This is a genomic window from Paenibacillus sp. FSL K6-3182 (assembly GCF_037976325.1).
GTDB lineage: Bacteria > Bacillota > Bacilli > Paenibacillales > Paenibacillaceae > Pristimantibacillus.
Genome location: NZ_CP150265.1, coordinates 3758162 through 3775944 on the forward strand (window position 1 = coordinate 3758162; position 17783 = coordinate 3775944).

General features: G+C 43.9%; 17 protein-coding genes. 5 read left to right on the forward strand and 12 right to left on the reverse strand.

What is annotated here, in order from left to right:
- Positions 1 to 163 precede the first annotated feature (163 nt).
- The 3 genes from MHH56_RS16470 to MHH56_RS16480 all read left to right on the forward strand — a co-directional run bounded on the left by MHH56_RS16470 (position 164) and on the right by MHH56_RS16480 (position 3211).
- A complete protein-coding gene (locus tag MHH56_RS16470; protein ID WP_339209416.1) occupies positions 164 to 943 on the forward strand; it encodes an SDR family oxidoreductase in 780 nt (259 codons plus the stop codon).
- Between the two features lie 21 nt (positions 944 to 964).
- Entirely contained in the window at positions 965 to 1750 is a 786-nt protein-coding gene (locus MHH56_RS16475; RefSeq protein ID WP_339209418.1) for an SDR family oxidoreductase, read from the forward strand.
- Positions 1751 to 1822: 72 nt separating this feature from the next.
- A complete protein-coding gene (locus tag MHH56_RS16480) occupies positions 1823 to 3211 on the forward strand; it encodes a mandelate racemase/muconate lactonizing enzyme family protein (protein ID WP_339209419.1) in 1389 nt (462 codons plus the stop codon).
- Positions 3212 to 3388: 177 nt separating this feature from the next.
- Here MHH56_RS16480 and MHH56_RS16485 read toward each other — a convergent pair whose 3' ends face one another.
- The 4 genes from MHH56_RS16485 to MHH56_RS16500 are packed head-to-tail and all read right to left on the reverse strand — an operon-like array spanning position 3389 to position 7582.
- Positions 3389 to 4393, reverse strand: coding sequence for a mannonate dehydratase (locus MHH56_RS16485; protein ID WP_339209421.1), 1005 nt, complete (start codon positions 4391 to 4393; stop codon positions 3389 to 3391).
- A 23-nt stretch (positions 4394 to 4416) separates the two neighbouring features.
- A complete protein-coding gene (locus MHH56_RS16490) occupies positions 4417 to 5763 on the reverse strand; it encodes a sugar ABC transporter substrate-binding protein (protein ID WP_339209423.1) in 1347 nt (448 codons plus the stop codon).
- A gap of 38 nt (positions 5764 to 5801) precedes the next feature.
- Positions 5802 to 6632 (reverse strand): carbohydrate ABC transporter permease, encoded by an 831-nt coding sequence (locus MHH56_RS16495; RefSeq protein WP_076265908.1) that lies wholly within the window; start codon positions 6630 to 6632, stop codon positions 5802 to 5804.
- Entirely contained in the window at positions 6629 to 7582 is a 954-nt protein-coding gene (locus MHH56_RS16500) for a sugar ABC transporter permease (protein ID WP_076265907.1), read from the reverse strand. Before MHH56_RS16500 ends, MHH56_RS16495 begins: the two co-directional genes overlap by 4 nt.
- A 231-nt stretch (positions 7583 to 7813) precedes the next feature.
- Between MHH56_RS16500 and MHH56_RS16505 the strand changes: the two genes are divergently transcribed.
- The gene (locus MHH56_RS16505) at positions 7814 to 8719 is read left to right on the forward strand and encodes an RraA family protein (RefSeq protein WP_339209426.1); all 906 of its coding nucleotides are present in this window, start codon (positions 7814 to 7816) and stop codon (positions 8717 to 8719) included.
- 97 nt (positions 8720 to 8816) lie between these two features.
- Here MHH56_RS16505 and MHH56_RS16510 read toward each other — a convergent pair whose 3' ends face one another.
- Positions 8817 to 9986: a helix-turn-helix domain-containing protein gene (locus MHH56_RS16510; protein ID WP_339209427.1), complete on the reverse strand. Its 1170-nt coding sequence runs from the start codon at positions 9984 to 9986 to the stop codon at positions 8817 to 8819.
- A 46-nt stretch (positions 9987 to 10032) separates the two neighbouring features.
- Positions 10033 to 10680 (reverse strand): GntR family transcriptional regulator, encoded by a 648-nt coding sequence (locus MHH56_RS16515; protein ID WP_339209429.1) that lies wholly within the window; start codon positions 10678 to 10680, stop codon positions 10033 to 10035.
- 282 nt (positions 10681 to 10962) lie between these two features.
- On the opposite strand from MHH56_RS16515, the gene MHH56_RS16520 reads away from it, so the two are divergent.
- A complete protein-coding gene (locus MHH56_RS16520; protein ID WP_339209430.1) occupies positions 10963 to 12150 on the forward strand; it encodes an ROK family protein in 1188 nt (395 codons plus the stop codon).
- 67 nt (positions 12151 to 12217) lie between these two features.
- Here MHH56_RS16520 and MHH56_RS16525 read toward each other — a convergent pair whose 3' ends face one another.
- The 6 genes from MHH56_RS16525 to MHH56_RS16550 form a co-directional block, all read right to left on the reverse strand.
- Positions 12218 to 12901 carry a YjjG family noncanonical pyrimidine nucleotidase gene (locus tag MHH56_RS16525; RefSeq protein ID WP_339209431.1) on the reverse strand — a complete coding sequence of 228 codons (684 nt, stop codon included), beginning with the start codon at positions 12899 to 12901 and terminating at the stop codon, positions 12218 to 12220.
- 101 nt (positions 12902 to 13002) lie between these two features.
- Complete coding sequence (locus MHH56_RS16530; RefSeq protein WP_339209433.1) at positions 13003 to 13356, reverse strand: zinc ribbon domain-containing protein; 354 nt, start codon at positions 13354 to 13356, stop codon at positions 13003 to 13005.
- 335 nt (positions 13357 to 13691) lie between these two features.
- On the reverse strand, positions 13692 to 14762 hold the full coding sequence (locus MHH56_RS16535) for an acyltransferase family protein (protein WP_339209434.1): 1071 nt from the start codon (positions 14760 to 14762) through the stop codon (positions 13692 to 13694).
- A complete protein-coding gene (locus tag MHH56_RS16540) occupies positions 14707 to 15558 on the reverse strand; it encodes a D-alanyl-D-alanine carboxypeptidase family protein (protein ID WP_339209436.1) in 852 nt (283 codons plus the stop codon). Before MHH56_RS16540 ends, MHH56_RS16535 begins: the two co-directional genes overlap by 56 nt.
- Positions 15510 to 16682 carry an alanine racemase gene (gene alr / locus MHH56_RS16545; RefSeq protein WP_339209437.1) on the reverse strand — a complete coding sequence of 391 codons (1173 nt, stop codon included), beginning with the start codon at positions 16680 to 16682 and terminating at the stop codon, positions 15510 to 15512. The genes MHH56_RS16540 and alr overlap by 49 nt, the downstream gene beginning before the upstream one ends.
- A gap of 5 nt (positions 16683 to 16687) precedes the next feature.
- Positions 16688 to 17764 (reverse strand): D-alanine--D-alanine ligase family protein, encoded by a 1077-nt coding sequence (locus MHH56_RS16550; RefSeq protein ID WP_339209439.1) that lies wholly within the window; start codon positions 17762 to 17764, stop codon positions 16688 to 16690.
- Positions 17765 to 17783 lie beyond the last annotated feature (19 nt).

The following is a 17783-nucleotide window of genomic DNA, read 5'->3' on the forward strand; positions in this document are numbered from 1 at the left end:
ATTCTCCCTTAATAACGAATGCAGTCATAGGCTTGTTGCAGTATTGGCGGATTATGCAAGAAATCAAACAAAATCATAAATTTACAGCATCGCTATGCTTGAACCAAAGTAACTAAAATAAAGCTATATCCATCATTTTATGTCTGTTCCTTGGAGGGGATCTATGCGATTGCCAAATAAGGTTGTATTTATTACGGATTCAGACAGTGACAGCGGAAAAGCGATCATTCGACGATTAAAGGAAAGCGGAGCGCATTTTATTTTGAATAGTCATTCAGGAGGCTCTGCGATTGGGTCAGAATTAAAGCTAGTTCAGGACGCAGGCTTGCAGGCGGTCGTAGTTACCATTGACCTTTGTAAAACGGCTGAAGTCACGGATATGCTTCTATTCACGAAGCAGCAGCTTGGTACGGTTGATATTCTCGTTCACAACAATAATGAGATTTCTCCAAGCACAATTGAAGATGGTGATGAAGCGCTTTTTCAGCAAAGCATCGCAGTAAACGCCAAATCGGCATTTATTTGTACGCAGGCTGTCGGCAAACAAATGATGATGAAGCAAGCTGGGAAAATCATCTATGTCTCTTCCATTCATGCCGAGAAGCCGACTGGTTCAGCGTTTACCTACAGTATTGCAAAAGGTGCAGTCAAAATGCTGTCCAAAGAAGCAGCACTTGTGTTAGGGCGATATGGGATCAGTGTCAATACCATTGAAGTGGGTTCTGTTGCTGGCGATGATGAGTTGTTTCACAGTCATCTATCCACCTTGTACAACGATTACGAATATAAGGTGCCTAATGCTGTTTTGTGCAGCAATGAAGATATCGCCGAGCTTGTGAATTTTCTCTCTTCCGATGAGGCGAGACTCATTAATGGTGCAGATATAAGGTTGGATGGCGGTTTTTTGCTTCATTATATGAATTTCAAAATGAAAAAACCGTAATCGCCGGTATGGAGGTGAATAATGAGTATCGTTGGCAAAATCGCTTTAGTTACCGGCGCTGGAACAGGAATTGGCAAGGGCGTTGCAATCGAGCTTGCACGGCGCGGGGTTATGGTTGCCATTCATTATAATCAGAGCGATGCCGGTGCGCTTCATACCAAACAGATGATCGATGATTTCGGTGGCAACGCGATGATCGTACAAGCGAATATTTCGCAAAAAGATGAAATTGAACGGATGGTCTCCACCACTGCTGGGCATTATGGCGGCATTGACATTTTGGTTAACAATGCCGCATTGCAGCTGAATTATGGATTTTTTGAGCATGATGAAGTCTCTTTCGATCGCATGATGAACATTAATTTAAAAGGCTACTGGCAATGCATACAAGCCGTCGTTCCCTATATGAAGGAAAAACAGTCAGGACGCATCATTAATATGTCTTCTGTTCATAGCAAGCGCCCCACCGACTTCGATGCCGTATATTCCATGACCAAGGGCGGTATTCGCATGTTAGGCAGAGAAAGCGCAATTGAGCTTGCAACGTATGGGATTACCGTTAATACGATTGAGCCAGGAGCCGTGGATGTCGGCAAGCAAAGTGCACGAGAATCGAAGCCAATCATGTCCGCCGAGGACGTCGCGAAGCATAAAAAAACGACTCGCTCTATACATGATAAATTCCCGCTTGGCCGTGTTGGCCGTCCACTCGACGTAGCTCAGCTCGTATGCTTCATTGCATCCGATGAAAGCGAATTCATGACCGGTTCAGCCATTCGACTCGATGGCGGCAGCATGCTGCTCTAGCTAAGCTAGATGCATGAATGAGTGAGTGCAACCCCTTTCAATACCTAACTTATAAACAAGGAGTGACCTTTCGTGTCCAACAATCCTTCTTATGAAGAAACGTTAGCCCATGTGAGCAAACATGCAAGCCCTTCCGCACTTCGGATTACGGATATTCGCTTCACCGATATTGTAGGCGGGCCGTTTCATAGCAGCTTGATTAAAGTGTATACGAATCAAGGCCTAATCGGATTTGGTGAAGTGCGTGACGGAGCTGATAAAGTATATGCGCAAATGCTGAAAGGCCGGTTGTTAGGCGAAAATCCATGCAATATCGATAAGCTGTTTCGCCGCATTAAGCAGTTTGGCGGTCATGCCCGTCAAGGAGGTGGTGTGAGCGGGCTTGAAATCGCTTTATGGGATTTGGCAGGCAAAGCATATGGCGTACCGATCTATCAAATGCTCGGCGGCAAGTTCCGTGACAAAATTCGAATGTACTGCGATACCGAGGTCGTCGGCAAGGATACCGGCACCGCCATGGGACTTGCGCTTCAGAAGCGTATGGAGGAAGGCTTCACTTTCCTAAAGATGGATCTTGGCATCGGTCAAATTATTAATGAGCCTGGTACTTTAAGTGCTCCGATAGGCTTCATTGATGAAATGCGAAATGCTTCCAAAAACCGTTACAGTGCAAACCAAGACACCTTAACCGAAGAAGAAATTCGTGATATCCGAAATCAACATTATGATATTCACAACATCCCCCATCCTTTTACAGCGATTCATGTAACGGATAAAGGGCTTGATATGCTGGAGCAATATGTGGCGGATGTACGCGCTGTAATTGGTTATGAGGTTCCGCTTGCCGTAGATCACTTTGGTCATATTGGTCTTGAAGATTGCATTAAGCTTGGCCGCCGCGTCGATAAATTCAATTTGGCTTGGATGGAGGATATGCTTCCATGGCAGTATACCGAGCAGTATGCGAAGCTCGCGCGTGCTGTTGCAACGCCGATATGTACAGGCGAGGATATCTATTTGAAAGAAAACTTCAGGCCGCTGCTTCAAGCTGGCGGGGTGTCGGTCATTCATCCAGACGTTCTGACGACTGGCGGCATTTTGGAAACGAAAAAAATTGGTGATATGGCACAGGAATACGGTGTGGCCATGGCGATCCATATGGCTGAGAGCCCTATCGCCTGTCTCGCAGCAGCGCATGTAGCAGCAGCGACAGAGAACTTTATGGCGCTAGAGTATCATTCCTGTGAGGTGCCATGGTGGGATGATATTATCATTAGCAGCAAGCTTCCGAACAAGCTTGTTCAGAATGGCTTCATTCATATGACAGATGCGCCTGGTCTGGGCATTGACGACTTGAACGATGAGGTACTAGCACAGCATCTGCATCCAAAAATCCCAGGGCTGTGGGAGCATACGGACAATTGGAATCATTACCATTCCAATGATCGGCTTTGGAGCTGATACGTTGCGACAGTTATTATGACGGATAGGATAAATACGGGACGCATAATTGCGTTCCGTTTTTTCATGTTTTGAAGTAACGATAGCGCTTTGAGCAAATATGAGCATTATAAAAAGCACCTCCAGTTCCACACGATATGTGGAGTTGAAGGTGCTTGCTTTATGAACGTATGGAGGTTATCCCGAAATGTTAACACTCGTCTTAGCTTCATTTAATAATCGCGCAGCAGCAGCTGCCTCCATTAAACCTCGGATATAACCGATACCGTATAAGCGTCCCAACAGCTCATATCCGGGATTCGCATTATCCTCGCCTTCCATCGTCGGCACATGATCTGGCCTTGCTGGTCCGTTAAAGCCTACTTCATAGTACGTATGCATGGCCTCGAGCATATCGGTTTGCCCATCATCGTGGAACGTTTCCTCAAACTTTTCCGGCGTTCCTTTCACATCACGGAAATGGACGAAAAACATTTTATCCTGTTTTGCAAAATGGCGGATGACGCTCGGAATATGTTCTCCAGCCGTTGCGAGTGTTCCTTGGCATAAGGTAATGCCGTTATAGGCGCTTGGAACTAAATCAATCGCTTGCTGCAGGGCAGCTGCACTTGTCAAAATACGCGATATCCCCCTAATAGGTGTGATCGGAGGATCATCGGGATGTAGCGCAAGCTTCACTTTTGCTTTCTCTGCAACAGGGACGATTCGCTCCATAAAGTATTGAAGGTTTTCCCAAAGCTGATCTTCACTAATAAGGCCAGCCTCAGTGAGCGGCGCATCCTTCATGAGGCTGTGATCGTAGCTGGACACGAGTGCTCCGCCCCGCGTCCGAGTGGTGGTCGATGTTCGAAACCAATTGAACTGAGCCATAAAATTATAGCAAAGGACAGGAATACCGGCTGCACCCATATTCGTAATAAATTGCTGGAACACTTCGATCTCGGCGTCTCTTCCTGCCGTTCCAAGCTTAATCTCATTGCTCGGAGGCATAGATTCGATCACGTTAAGCGTAAGACCAGAATCTGCAAACCGCTGTTTCATACGAATAAGCGGCATTAAATCCCATGGTTTCTCCTGCTTTTCTTCCCATGGAAGTCCTCCAACTGCGTATTCAATGCCAAGCTGCTTTGCCAAAAGCCATAATCTTGCTGGCTGCGATGAGAAAAACTCTGCTAGCTGCATCCAGATACCACCTCCATAGTTTATTAACCAGCCACTTTCGCAGCCAATTCCTTGCCCATCTTGTCTATTTTCTTGTAGGCATCTTCAATCGATTGCTGGCCGAATGTTACAGCCTCCATCTCCTTCTTATACGTATCAACCCATTCGGAGAAGCCTGCTGCCGGCGGATAGAACGGCAAAGCCTTGTCTAGTGAAAGGTCATATATTTCTTTGCCGAGCTTATCTTTAGCCTCAAGAGTTGGCTCCAGCTCTTTATAAATGTCAGGGTTGATCGGAATGCCGCGTGTGAGACCAAGCGCTTTGCCTGCATCCTTATCGGTAACGAACCATCTCAGAAATTTTTTCGCTTCATCTTTGTTTTTGGAATTCGCGCTTACACTTAAGAAGATGGTTGATTGCGCCCAGCCGCCACCCGCAGGACCAACAGGAAGATTCACTACGCCTACCTTTCCTGGCATAAGCTGCTCTAAAGCGCTGACAGAGCCGGTTGTTGCACCTCTTGTCATTACGACGCCGGATGCCATTGGATCAGCTTGCGGGTCATTTTCCAGAAATGAAGCGGCTTTTTCTGCAGGAGGTACGATTTTCGTTTTGCGGAACTCTTCATACGTTTGGTAGAAGGTCATAAACAAATCCTTATCAAGCGTAAATGTTTTGCCGCCATCGGACATAACGGGCGGTTTGCCCATCGACGTCTGGTAATAGTTGAAGCTATCCCAAGTGGTTGTATCACCGATCGGATATTTCCCATCAGGCAGCTTCGCCCGAGCGTCTCTTGCCCACTGGAAAAATTCATCATAAGTCCAATCCTTATGCGGAAGCGTAATCCCGTATTGCTCCAGCTCCGCTTTGTTGTAGGCTAAGCCTTGTGCATTCTGACTTAGTGGAATACCGTACAATTTTCCATCTATTTGCAAATTAGAAATTACGGATGGATCAACAATGCCGCTTAGGTCAATGTCAGAGAGATCCTCTAGCTGACCGCGCGATACATATTCTTGAATGTAGGCAGCATCCATTTGCAGTACATCTGTTATTGACTTCGAAGCAGCAAGTGTCGGAAGCTTTTGCCAGAATGCATCCCATGCCATAAACTCCGGCTTAAAAGATACGTTCGTGTTTTGCTGGGAGTAAATGTCTAGTGCTTTTTTTGTTGCCTCGTGCCGGGCATCCGGCCCCCACCACATAATGCTGAGTGTTGTTTTGGCGCCAGCTTCTTTGCCGCCTGCATCGTCCGGCTTTGCTGTGCTCTTCGTTCCTTCATTCGTTTGCTTCCCTCCATTGTTGCTTCCGCCTCCGCTGCAAGCGGTCAATACGAGCAGTAATGCCAGCATCAACAGCCCCAAGCTTCTTGACCCGTTTTTGTTCATCGTCTTACATCCCCTTTTCCTTTGTGAAATGAAATGACTTACCCTTTTAATCCTGTAGTAGCTATTCCTTCGACAAAATGCTTCTGTGCAAAGAAAAAGATGATTACCGAAGGAAAGATCGACAGCAAGGACATGGCTAGCAATTGCCCCCACTGAATGTCGAATTGATCGATGAACATGCGCAGTGCCAGCCCAACAGTAAATTTGTCAACGGAGCTTAAATAAAGCACTTGTGCAAAAAAGTCGTCCCAGCTCCATATAAAGGTGAATATAGCTACGGTAACAAGTGCGGGCTTCAGCAGAGGCAGGATCACTCTCCAAAAGATTCCGTAAACGCTTGCTCCGTCAATTGTTGCGGCCTCATCCAAATCTTTCGGAATACCGCGAATAAATTGCACAAGCAAGAAAATGAAAAATGCGCCGCCTCCGAAAAAATGCGGAAGCACGAGCGGTACATAGCTGTCCACAAATCCTAGCTTATTGAACAAAATGTACTGCGGGACAACGGTTACCTGCCCTGGAAGCATCATGGTCAGCAGTAAAATGGAAAACCAGAAGCCGCGCAGCTTGAAGTTTAGCCTTCCGAAGCCATAAGCTACAATCGCAGCCGTGGCAACGCCGCCAATGACATTGCCCAGCTCCATAAGCAGTGTGTTTCCAAAAAAATGAGCAAATGTATATTCCGATGAGAAGTGCCAGCCATCCCAGTAATTGCTCCACATGGGTGTCTTCGGCCAGATCGTCGGCAAGCTGAGCTCCTCTGTCTTTTTTAAAGAGGCTCCTGCCCACCAGATGACGGGATACAGCATCAGAATAGAGAACAGGGATAGGTACAAATGGCTCGTCAGCTTCGAACGCAGCGAATTCATTTGGTTTTCCCCCCATCTGATTCGTAGAACACCCAATATTTCGAGGCTGCGAAATTAATAAGCGTGAGAAGCGCAACAATGGTGAGCAATATCCAAGCAAGTGCTGACGCATAACCCATCTGATAATGCTTGAACGCTTTCTCGTACAGGAACATGGCGTACATATAGGTTGAATTAATAGGGCCGCCCTTTGTGATAATGAACGCTGAGGTAAACGTTTGAAACGATCCGATAATGCCCAGCACGAGATTAAAGAACATAACCGGCGAGAGCATCGGCAGCGTAATGCTTATAAACTTCCTTACCTTGCCGGCACCGTCTACAGATGCTGATTCATAAAGCTCTTGCGGCACTTGCTTAAGTCCTGCTAGAAAAATAACCATGGTTGATCCGAATTGCCACGTATTGAGTAAAATCAATGTGCCAAGCGAGGTGTCCGGATTGGATATCCAGCCTACCCCTTCAATCCCAAACCAAGCGAGCACTTGATTGATATAACCGTCTATCCCGAACATATTGCGCCAAAGCGCTGCTACCGCAATGCTTCCTCCGATTAAGGATGGAAAATAAATTGCCGTCCGATAAATATTCATGCCTCGAATGTTCTTATTAAGTGCCAATGCGACCATAAGGGAGAAAAATAGCTTTAATGGAACGGAGAATAATACAAACATAAACGTCACGCTGAGCGATTTCGTGAAAGTGGAATCACCAGTAAATATTTTGGTGTAGTTGTCCGTGCCGGTCCATATTGGGTCCTCCAGCAAAGAATATTCGGTAAAAGACAAATAAAACGATTGTGCAATGGGCCAAAGCGTCAACAGCAAAAAACCGATTAGCCAAGGGGATATAAATATGTATCCGGCTAAATGAGCAGCTCCTTGTTGTTTGCGTTTTGTTTTTATCTGCTTTTGTTTGGGTAAAACAGTCTCTGTCTTCACTCTTATCATCTCGTCCCCTTTCCTAGATAATGTTCCTTTACTTTATACGAAAGCGGTTACATGAATGAAGGTGAAGAAATTATGAAATCGTTTGATTTTATATAGTGTGAAAAATTCATAGATTACCTCATAAATACCTTAAGAAAGTCGCATCGACAAATATGTGAATGTCCCTAACAATAGACTTAGAAAGCAAATAACAGCAGCCTTCAAACACACTATTGCGAAAGAGGTGCTCAGATGAAATTTGACAATCCGGAAGATATGATCCAGCTTACGCCGCTTTGGGAGGGTGAACGCTTTTCGAATGGACGTCCTAAAGTATCCGAAGATGTTCTAAAGCGCATGCGCAAAATTACTTTGGAGGAGGCTTGGGGCCCTCTCTGGAACAGAGGTTATGCCTTTCAGTTCGAAGGTGATTTCAAAATCGTTCACCCGAATAAAATAATGGTTGGACGCGCTGTTACAGCTGTAATGGTGCCTAAACGACCTGATCTGCATGAAGCGTTGCTTAATTATGGGCATGAGCAAGAAAACCGAAAAGGCTTTTTCAACCAATGGGTTATTGATTCGCTTGTAGAAGATGACGTCGCAGTAGTGGATATGTTTGATAAAGTGCATCTCGGCACTTACGTAGGCGGGAATTTATCTACAGCTATTTCCACACGCACGAAGCGCGGCGGTGCTGTCATTTGGGGCGGTATTCGCGATAATCAACAAATCGTAGAAATCGATAATATCAATGTGTATTATCGCGGCAGTGATCCTACTGCGATTGCGGACGTTACAATGGTAGGCATGAACGTACCAACACGCATTGGCAAGGCTATATGTATGCCAGGAGATGTGGTACTCGGCACTCCATCTGGTGTTATTTTTATTCCGCCTCATTTAGCTGAGCTAACGGTCGTACAAGCGGAAAAATCCCAAGTACGTGATGTGTTTGGTTTCGTAAGACTGCGTGAGAGCGTATATTCTACAGCACAAATTGATGCCGGATGGGACGTTGCGCTTTGGACAGATTTCTTGAACTGGTTCGAAAATGATGCCGCAGCCGAGGAATATCGTCATCTAAACTGGGATGCTGAGCTTGAGGAAGCACAAATGAGAGATCGAAACGGACCGCAAAGCGATGTTCGGCTCTAGGCAATTCGTTCGAAACTAGCAATTGTGGTTTAAATATGAGAAAAAGGACTTTAGCTGGATCACGCCGCCGCTAGAGCCCTTTTTCTATGAAATTCTTTTATTTACCAATCGTTTCCCGGTATTCACTAGGCGAGAGTCCGACCTTTTTCTTAAAGATTTGACTGAAATACCGTGGATCTTGGTAGCCGACCTTCTCTGCTACCTCATAATTTTTGTAATGGGTGCTCTTTAGCATATCCTTCGCCTTATCCATCCGAATGTCTGTCAAATGCTCGATGAACGTTTTTCCTGTATTCATTTTGAATAGCAGGCTTAAGTAGGTTGGTGTCATATACACTTTCTGTGCCACACTTTGCAAGGATACATATTGCCATTCCTGCTCCATATGATGAATCGTTTTTTTGATAATGCTGCGGTGGCTCTCCTTCTGATTGTACGAGAACACCTCTTTCAGTCCAATTAAAAAATGAATGACATACTGTTTAATTTCATCCAAAGTCGTAAGCTTCACGATCGACATCACGTCAAACCGCTCATACATGCTAACATGCTCTGTCTCTGATAATACACGTTTTTCTATTCCGACGAGAAGCCTAACGGTCACATCATATACGCTCTGTGTATCAATCGGTCCATCATGAAGCAGCTCATCATAAAATAGATGAACACTTTCTTCAATCTCTGCGGTTGTCTCTGCGGCTTTGTAAACATCAAAAAGCTGCTTCTCCTTATCTGACGGGTATTGCTGCAGCGATTCCGAGCGTCCCAGCTCGCTGAAATAATTAATTTTGCCCGTTCCACTATAAAACTTATACTGCAACGCTCGCGCAGCCTGCCGATAGGAATGAACAATATCATATAATTGACTGCATGGTTTGCCCACCCCGACATTAAAGGAATGAAGAAAATGCTCTTTAAGCATAGTCTGCATCTTCTCGATAGATTCCTTCGATACCCATGAGAAGAGCATGCCAATTCTGCCCTCCTCATCCACAAATACGACGCTGCCTTCGGTCATTTTTTTTTGCATGTAATCCCGAATTTGCTCCAAATAAATGATTTTCTCATGCTCATCTTCAAATGGGATCGTCGGTTCTACCAAAGCCATAACTGGAAAAGTGTAATAGGGATTAAGCTGAAGCCTGGATAAGCTTTCTTTTAAATCCGACTTCATTGCACGGGCATTAGACACCAGGTTTCGCAAGAAACGCTCCCTCATCCACGTAAGAATGACATCTTCTTTAAATAATAACCCCTCGCTTAACATTCTCCATTTCCCCCTCTTGTAAGGTCGATTTGTGAAATGAATGACTTTAATTGAGATGAATCATTTTGTAAGAGTGCATATGCAAAGTAAAGGCTTCTTCTGCTAGTGCAGCGTCGCCAGTGCGCAGAACGTCTACGAGCCGAAGATGCCAATCCGCCAGCTCTTCTGTGGAGTAATGACGATTGGAAATAGCCATGAACCGCATCACTTTGATTCGCATCCGATTCCAAAGATCGAGAATCATATGGTTATCGCAGCGTCTATAAAAAAAACCATGAAACTCCATATCAAGCTCTAATATGTTCAAAATATCGTTTTGCTCATGAGCAACATCCATTTGACGAATCAGATCTTCTAAATAGTTGAAATCATTTTCGTTTAGCTGCTTCATCGATTGCCGTACCGCAAAACCTTCTATGATCTCTCTCAGCTCGAAAATATCTTTTATTTCCTTGTCGGTAATGTATGAAACAATTGAGCCTTTGTTGGGGATGCTCGTACTAAATCCTGCTGATTTCAGTCGTTCCAGCGCTTCACGAACCGGTGCTTGGCTGATGTTGAATTTCTTTGCAATCTCAAGAACTAGCAGCCTAGCTCCCGGCTGCAGCTCACCTGCTAGAATTTCCTTCTTTAATGCTGTGTAAACCTGATCGCTAATGGAGCTAACCGAAGGAATTGACATGTTCTCAAACATAACATTCACTTCTCCGTTTCCGATTATCGATTATCGATAATCTGCTTTGTAACAAGATTATAGAACTTATTCCCAGCTATGACAACCGATTATTTTGTCGAAAACTGACAAATATACTGCGGCTTGGTTGTGAATAAGCATCTGATCAAAACGAATGGTACATAAGATTAAAATGACTTATAAAATATTTTAAGACTTTGTCTAGTCATGCAAATTCCTAGAGCATATAATAGAGATTGATTAATATCCGATATAATTACTTGGACAAATGGAGATTCAAATATGAATGTAAAAGTACCTACAATAAAAAAACAAGTTTTTGATCTCATCATTCGCGATGGACTCGTTTCCAAAGCTGCTTTAATGGCGCGATTAACGATAACATCCACCAGCTTGTCGAGATTGCTGGAGGAACTGCTAACGGATGGTCTAATTCTTGCTTCAGAGCTGGGACGATCTACAGGCGGGCGAAAACCTATATTGTATCGCGTCAATCCAGATCATCGTGCAGTGTTTGGGCTAGAAATATCCCGCTTCACCTCCTCTATCGGTTTATATGATTTGAATTTAAAACCGCTCGCGTTTGAACGATGGAAGATGGATGAAAGAATGACGCCAGAAACGCTTGTGGGCAAAATTACTCAAATTGCTGAGCGTATGATGAGTGACTTTCACATTGATCGCAACAAAGTAATTGGAATTGGGATTGGTGCCGTTGGCCCTTTGAGCCGTGAAGATGGCGTTATGCTAAAACCCCGTTATTTTCCTGCGCGAGGCTGGATTGATGTTCCCATCTGTGACTGGTTGGAACAGCGGCTTGGCATGCCTGCCCTGCTCGATAATGGAGCGAACACAGCTATTATTGGCGAACATTGGGCGCTGCGCAATGAAGAGGTTGAACATATGCTTTATGTTCATGCGGGAGTTGGTCTGCGAACCTCTATGATGTCGGGTGGACAAATCGTTAGAGGCGCAGTAGATATGGAAGGCTCGTTCGGTCAAATGATCATTCAGACCGATGGTCCAAGGCTAGGCGACGAAGGAAATTATGGCGCGCTTGAAGCGCTTGTTTCCATTCCCGCGTTGGAGAAGAAAATACGCTCTCAACTGAAGCTTGGCCGATCAAGCACGTTAATGGGTATTCCGCCAGAGGAAGTTCAATTTGACGCTTTGCGGAAAGCGTATTTGCAAAAAGATGCATTCATTACGGAGCAATTTCTACAAACGGCTACCTATCTCGGCATTGGTATCGCCAATCTCATTAATATTTTGCATCCCGAGGCTGTCATTTTAGGTGGCCCGCTCGTCAATGTCGATAAAACGATTTATGAAACGGTCATTCAAGTTGCGCGGAGCAACATTTATTATTCACCGCAATATGAACCGAAATTTTCGCAAGGACAGCTGACTGAGGATGCCGTTACCGCCGGGGCAGCCATTATGCTGCTGCAGGATTGGGAACTTAATTAGAAACAAAAAACGATGCTGGCTGTCGCCTGCATCGTTCTTGTTTCTAAGCTATGATGATAACAGTTTTTTATAGTAGTTGCAGCAGCTCGTTTAAATGATGAATTTCATACGTTGGAATAATGCTTGTACGATTTGGCTTTCGCTTCGGATTGTACCAGCATGTATCGATGCCATAATTGAGGCCGCCCTGGATATCAGATGTTAATGAATCACCGACCATAAGCACATTAGACTTATTGATCAGATTCAGTTTCTTGAATGCAAAATCAAAAATTCCCGTTTGCGGCTTCGAAAAACCAGTGTCCTCAGAAACGATAATATGCTCGAACGAATGAGCTAAAGCAGACCTGCCAATTCGATTATGCTGTGTCTGTTTAATCCCATTTGTGATGATTGCAATGCGATGCCCATTATGAAGAACCTGTTGAATAAGAACATCCGAGCCCTCGATTAAGAAAGAGCCCTCTCCCAAGTAATGAACGTAGCGCGCGCTAAAATGCACAGCATCAAGCTCGACTTTAACTTCTGCAAACAGTTTTCTAAATCGCTCATGCCGCAAAAAATCAAGAGTAATCTCACCCTTTTCAAAATCATTCCACAGCTGCTGATTAACTGAGCGATAGAGTTCAATATGTGATTGTAGAAGGTCAATTTGAAACTCCAAGAAAACACTTTTAAGGGCGTGCGCCTCTGCTAAAGAATAATCAAATAAGGTATCGTCAGCATCAAACAAAATAATTTCGTATTTCACTAGAAAATCCTCCTGTTAACCTTTTAAGCATGAATGGATCAAAACGTTCCTTCAAGCTAAATTCTTTGAATGTTTCCATTGAAGCTGAATTTGAAATTGCATCAATTGTGTCGTCTTAATATCGTAGGGTCATATATTTCAACGAAACCGCATTGCATGCAAGAAACAAATAAATAATGTTGATATTGAATGTTTAGAAGCTTGCTTAATCCCGCACCTGTCATAGCCAATTCATTAATATCGCACTCATTATGATTACATTTAGTGCATGTGAATGAATTCGCAATGCTGTTGTTTATATCATACTCATAAAGTTCGAGATCTGATTTTTCAAGCTCATTCTCTTGATCATCAACAAAGGGATCTAAATGCTCGTCAAGAACCTCTTGTTTACATTCCGGACAACAATTATGCTCGAGTATAACGCTGCTGCCGCACCAAGGACATTCAATCATGGCGTTGCTCCTTCCTATCTATTACGTTCTCAAAACGTAAGCTAAAGGGAACGATTCATATTTTCTCAACATGTAAACATATTCGTTGCTGCGCTGTCTTTCCCCTCCTTACATACAAACACGAAAAAAAGACAAAACACCACTTTCGATGTTTTGCCTTCTAACCTTACGAATCTTTGGATCGGTTAGCCATATCGATGATCATTACGATAAGCACGAGTAGTTGAATGAGCAGTTCGTTACTCATTGCAATCCCTCCCAGCTGCAGGTAATGCTCCTTCGCTGCGGCTTCTCCTCTCGTTCATTTGCTTAACGAACATCTCCCATTATCATATCTATGGTCGAAACTTAAATTTTATGACGGATATTCGTACGGCGAGTGCTGCCATAACGATTGATGCAAGACATACAGCGACAAAATGAATGAGGCTATTTGTGATGAATAAAGCTTCCAGCTTCACGAACTCAGCTGCTCCTCGAACGAGAACGATAGCAATAGGATGCAATATATAAATCCATACTCTCCACTCCCTAAATGCTTTTCCAGATCGGCCTCTCCAGGATAACGCCCAGTGGAACAAGAAGTAGGTTGCTGGCCATGCAAATACGTACATACTGTCATGCCGCGGAAATTGTAGAGCTTTCAGAAAGGAAGCTTCGGCTATCATTAGTGCTAAGGAAATCAGAAACAAACACGCGTAGTTTATCGGCGTTCTAGCAGGCTGTGGACGTTTTGCTGCCCAGATGCCTAATATGAGGTAAATCGGTGCATAGAATAAACCATTGCGTGTGTAATCAAAAAAATGAAACAGCCATTCATAGAAATGTTTTAGAACAGCTATGTTTTCCGAAATTCCATAATAACTATCACCGAAAAGTCCTATTACATAGAACAAAAAACCAACAACGAGCAGCATGGAAAGCGACATTTTCTGATGCAAATAATACGTAAGAACAAGTCCAATGATTAGCGCAGGCAGATACCATAGATGATAAAACGTACCGTCAAAAACAATGTCCCTTATAAAGGAACCAAAGGTAAAATGAGTAGAAAAATCACCTTTGTACATATTCAAAGGAATGTACAACAAGACAGCAATCAAATATAAGATTCCGATTTTCTTTAAATAAATGAACAGCGCTTTTTGATCTTTAACTTTATCTCCTGTCAGCTTTCGGAAGAAAAAGAAGCCCGTTGACATAAAAAATATAGGCACCGCTAATCGCGAGATGATTCCGCTGAATAGAAAGTCAAAATATTCGTTATACGAGAGCAATGGACTGGTGTGATTAGCAATAACGAATAGGGCCGCTATAAATTTAAGCCAGTCGAGCCCGCTATAATTGGGTTTAGAGACCATGTGATCTTTGCCCTTTTCCAGTAAAAGCCGTAACGATAAAACCATCCCTATTATTTCCTGATATTCGATATAGATCACCATTTAGGATAGGAACAGTCGTGGAAGGTCCATCCTCTGCCGGAACATAATAAATTTGCACGAGCATGCTATCTGTTTCTACGGTGAGATAATTCCCGCCATAAGTAAATTTTCTTACAAAATCGATGTACTCCTCCAAGCAAAAATCATGCTGCTCCATAATTTCGGCATGAGGATAACCGACATAACGAAAATGCCATGGCTCACAAGAGATGTTTGTTATAGCCTCTTTTCCTACTTTGTACCGCTGAATAAAGCCATTTTTTGCAGCAAGCTGCTTGAATGCCATATAGATGCCGCTATCTGGGAAAGATGGCGCAATAAAGTCGACATGTTCATCTATTTTCCCAACATCGATGGCAAGTCCCGTTTGGTGCTCGCTATGTCCTGGCAAAGCCACATAACAAGCGGTATACTCGTCACCATTTTCCACTAGAGAGGTTTCATAGATTTTCTCCTGCTCCTCTCTCGAGCGATAAGCGCTAACTGCAATAATATCATTCATGGCTTGAGATTCATTTAGAAGTATATTGAAATGCTGCAAGCATGTTTTCTCTAGTAACAAACCTTCCTCCAGCAATTTTATGTCAGGATTAGTATGAAGCGGGATCAGCTTGTCCAATGAAATGAACTGTTTTATTGGGTTGGCTTGATTAACCAATACCAGATGTCCTTCATACATTTCTGCACGACTAACTTGAACAGCTGTATGCTTTACATAACCGCTTTCTTGAATGGTTTCAGTTTGGTTCGGTTGCCCCATTTCGTCCAAGCCTCCTCTACGTCCTTGTATTTCCTTGTTACTCTAGCTGATAGCGATGTTGATATTTCCTGTGCTACGCTACCAATATGGGCGGCTAGCTCTGCAAATGTGATCTCTTCTGCTCCCTGACGTCCGATTAAAGTCACCTGTGTTCCTTCCGCATAAGGTCCTGGCAGCTTGACCATGAGCTGATCCATACATATTTTGCCGACGACTTTTGCCCGTTGTCCGTTGACCAGCACCTCGGAATTTTGCATGCTTTGTGACCAACCGTCTGCATATCCAATCGGAACTGTGCCAATCCATTGCTCTTCTTCTGCCTGATAGGAATTGTCGTATCCTAGGTACTCATCTTTGCGCAGCTTCTTTACTTGTATGAGCTTGCTGTGCAAGCTCAAAACAGGCTTGAGCTTCACAGATTGCACAAGCTTTTCTGGATAAAAGCCGTACATCGCCGCCCCTATGCGTACCATATCCATTGCAAGATTAGGAAATCGGAGTGCTGCTGCACTTCCCGCACAATGATAATGACGAATATGGAGACCGGACTTTTTGCTCCATTCCATCATCTCTATAAAGCGGCTTGTTTGCAGCTCAAGAAATGTCGTATCTGCTTTGCCTGCGGTCGCAAAATGAGTGTAAAATCCATCCACTTCGATATCTGGAGCTTTTAGCCATGGCACAAGCTTGTCCCACTCATCTATTGACTGAATACCAATTCTTCCGAGTCCCGTATCCACTTTCACATGGATAAGAAGCTTCTTGGCAGATGTAGTCGATTTGTATTTTCTCATTTCCTTAAACCATGTGGCATTTGTAATGGTTAACATCAAATCATTCTCGATGGCTAAGTGCACATATTCAGCGTCGATTGGTGTCAAAATAAGGATAGGCAGCTTCATGCCATAGGATCTAAGGCGGAGCGCTTCTTCTAAATAAGCAACAGCCAGAACATCAGCGCCTGCTTGTTCAGCCATATGCGCAGATTCAAGATCACCATGTCCGTAGCCATTTGCTTTCACAACAGCCATCAGCTTGACATGGTTTGGCAGCGTTTCGCGAATCTGTATAAGATTGTCTTGAATATGATTCAAATGAATGTCAGCCCAAGTATCTCTAAGCATATCGATCACCTCGTGTACTGAATCGATTGTTTTTCAGCATGACGCATGATAGCATAATCAATTAATTTCTCGACAAGCTCCGAATATCGAGTTCCATTCGTCCGCTCCCACATGACCGGATACATGCTGTAATTCGTAAAGCCAGGCAGTGCATTGATTTCATTCAAATACAACTGTCCCTTGCCATCTAAGAAAAAGTCTACCCGTGCAAGACCCGAGCAGTTATGAGTATGGTAAGCTTTGATGGCTAGTTGCCTAATTTGCGACGTGATTTCTTCGGATAGATGCGCTGGAATCGACATCTTTAGCTGCTTATCCATGTATTTGGACTCGAAATCAAAGAAGACATGGTCATGGATGAATTCGCCTGGCAGTGATGCAAGCGGCTTCTCATTGCCCATAACAGCCACTTGAATTTCTCTGCCTATCACTTCACGCTCAAGCACAATTTTGTTGTCATACTTAAATGCTTCGGTAATGCCGGCAACCAGCTCTTGTTTGTCGTGGCATCTGCTGATGCCGATGCTTGATCCCAGTGAGGCAGGCTTAACATAACAAGGATAACCAATGGTATCTTCTGCCTTTTGAAGTACCTTTGAATGATCTTCCAGCCATTGATCATATCGATATACACGGTAGTCGACCTGATGAATGCCAGCTTGCGCTAATAGCTGCTTTGAGATGGCTTTGTCCAGTGTAAGTGCAGAGGACAATACGCCATTCCCAACATAAGGAACATTAAGCAATTCCAACATCCCTTGTACGGTTCCATCCTCTCCATATGAGCCATGCAGCAGCGGCAAGACAACTTTTTTTCCTGGCAATGCGAATTGACTCATTAAAACCTGTCCGATGGACTCGGCTTCACTCCTATGCTTGGGCAAAGCTATAAGATCGTTTAATTGAAGTCCTTCTTGATTTAACTTGTCAGGCGAACACCATAGTCCTTCTCGCGTAATGTAAATGGGGAATACTTCAAATTTAGAATTATCTATGGATTGAATAACGGTGTATGCTGTTTTTAATGAAACCTCATGCTCGACGGATTTGCCGCCGTATAGGACATAGAGTTTTGTTTGCATAAAAAAAACCTCCCAAAAT

Coding starts and splice junctions, on each gene's coding strand:
- MHH56_RS16495 (WP_076265908.1), bottom strand. CDS start 6,632: ATGAATTCGCTGCGTTCGAAGCTGACGAGCCATTTGTACCTATCCCTG.
- MHH56_RS16515 (WP_339209429.1), bottom strand. CDS start 10,680: ATGTTTGAGAACATGTCAATTCCTTCGGTTAGCTCCATTAGCGATCAG.
- MHH56_RS16475 (WP_339209418.1), top strand. CDS start 965: ATGAGTATCGTTGGCAAAATCGCTTTAGTTACCGGCGCTGGAACAGGA.
- MHH56_RS16550 (WP_339209439.1), bottom strand. CDS start 17,764: ATGCAAACAAAACTCTATGTCCTATACGGCGGCAAATCCGTCGAGCAT.
- MHH56_RS16485 (WP_339209421.1), bottom strand. CDS start 4,393: ATGCAGCTAGCAGAGTTTTTCTCATCGCAGCCAGCAAGATTATGGCTT.
- MHH56_RS16520 (WP_339209430.1), top strand. CDS start 10,963: ATGAATGTAAAAGTACCTACAATAAAAAAACAAGTTTTTGATCTCATC.
- MHH56_RS16470 (WP_339209416.1), top strand. CDS start 164: ATGCGATTGCCAAATAAGGTTGTATTTATTACGGATTCAGACAGTGAC.
- MHH56_RS16500 (WP_076265907.1), bottom strand. CDS start 7,582: ATGATAAGAGTGAAGACAGAGACTGTTTTACCCAAACAAAAGCAGATA.
- alr (WP_339209437.1), bottom strand. CDS start 16,682: ATGCTTAGAGATACTTGGGCTGACATTCATTTGAATCATATTCAAGAC.
- MHH56_RS16530 (WP_339209433.1), bottom strand. CDS start 13,356: ATGATTGAATGTCCTTGGTGCGGCAGCAGCGTTATACTCGAGCATAAT.
- MHH56_RS16510 (WP_339209427.1), bottom strand. CDS start 9,986: ATGTTAAGCGAGGGGTTATTATTTAAAGAAGATGTCATTCTTACGTGG.
- MHH56_RS16490 (WP_339209423.1), bottom strand. CDS start 5,763: ATGAACAAAAACGGGTCAAGAAGCTTGGGGCTGTTGATGCTGGCATTA.
- MHH56_RS16535 (WP_339209434.1), bottom strand. CDS start 14,762: ATGGTTTTATCGTTACGGCTTTTACTGGAAAAGGGCAAAGATCACATG.
- MHH56_RS16540 (WP_339209436.1), bottom strand. CDS start 15,558: ATGGGGCAACCGAACCAAACTGAAACCATTCAAGAAAGCGGTTATGTA.
- MHH56_RS16505 (WP_339209426.1), top strand. CDS start 7,814: ATGAAATTTGACAATCCGGAAGATATGATCCAGCTTACGCCGCTTTGG.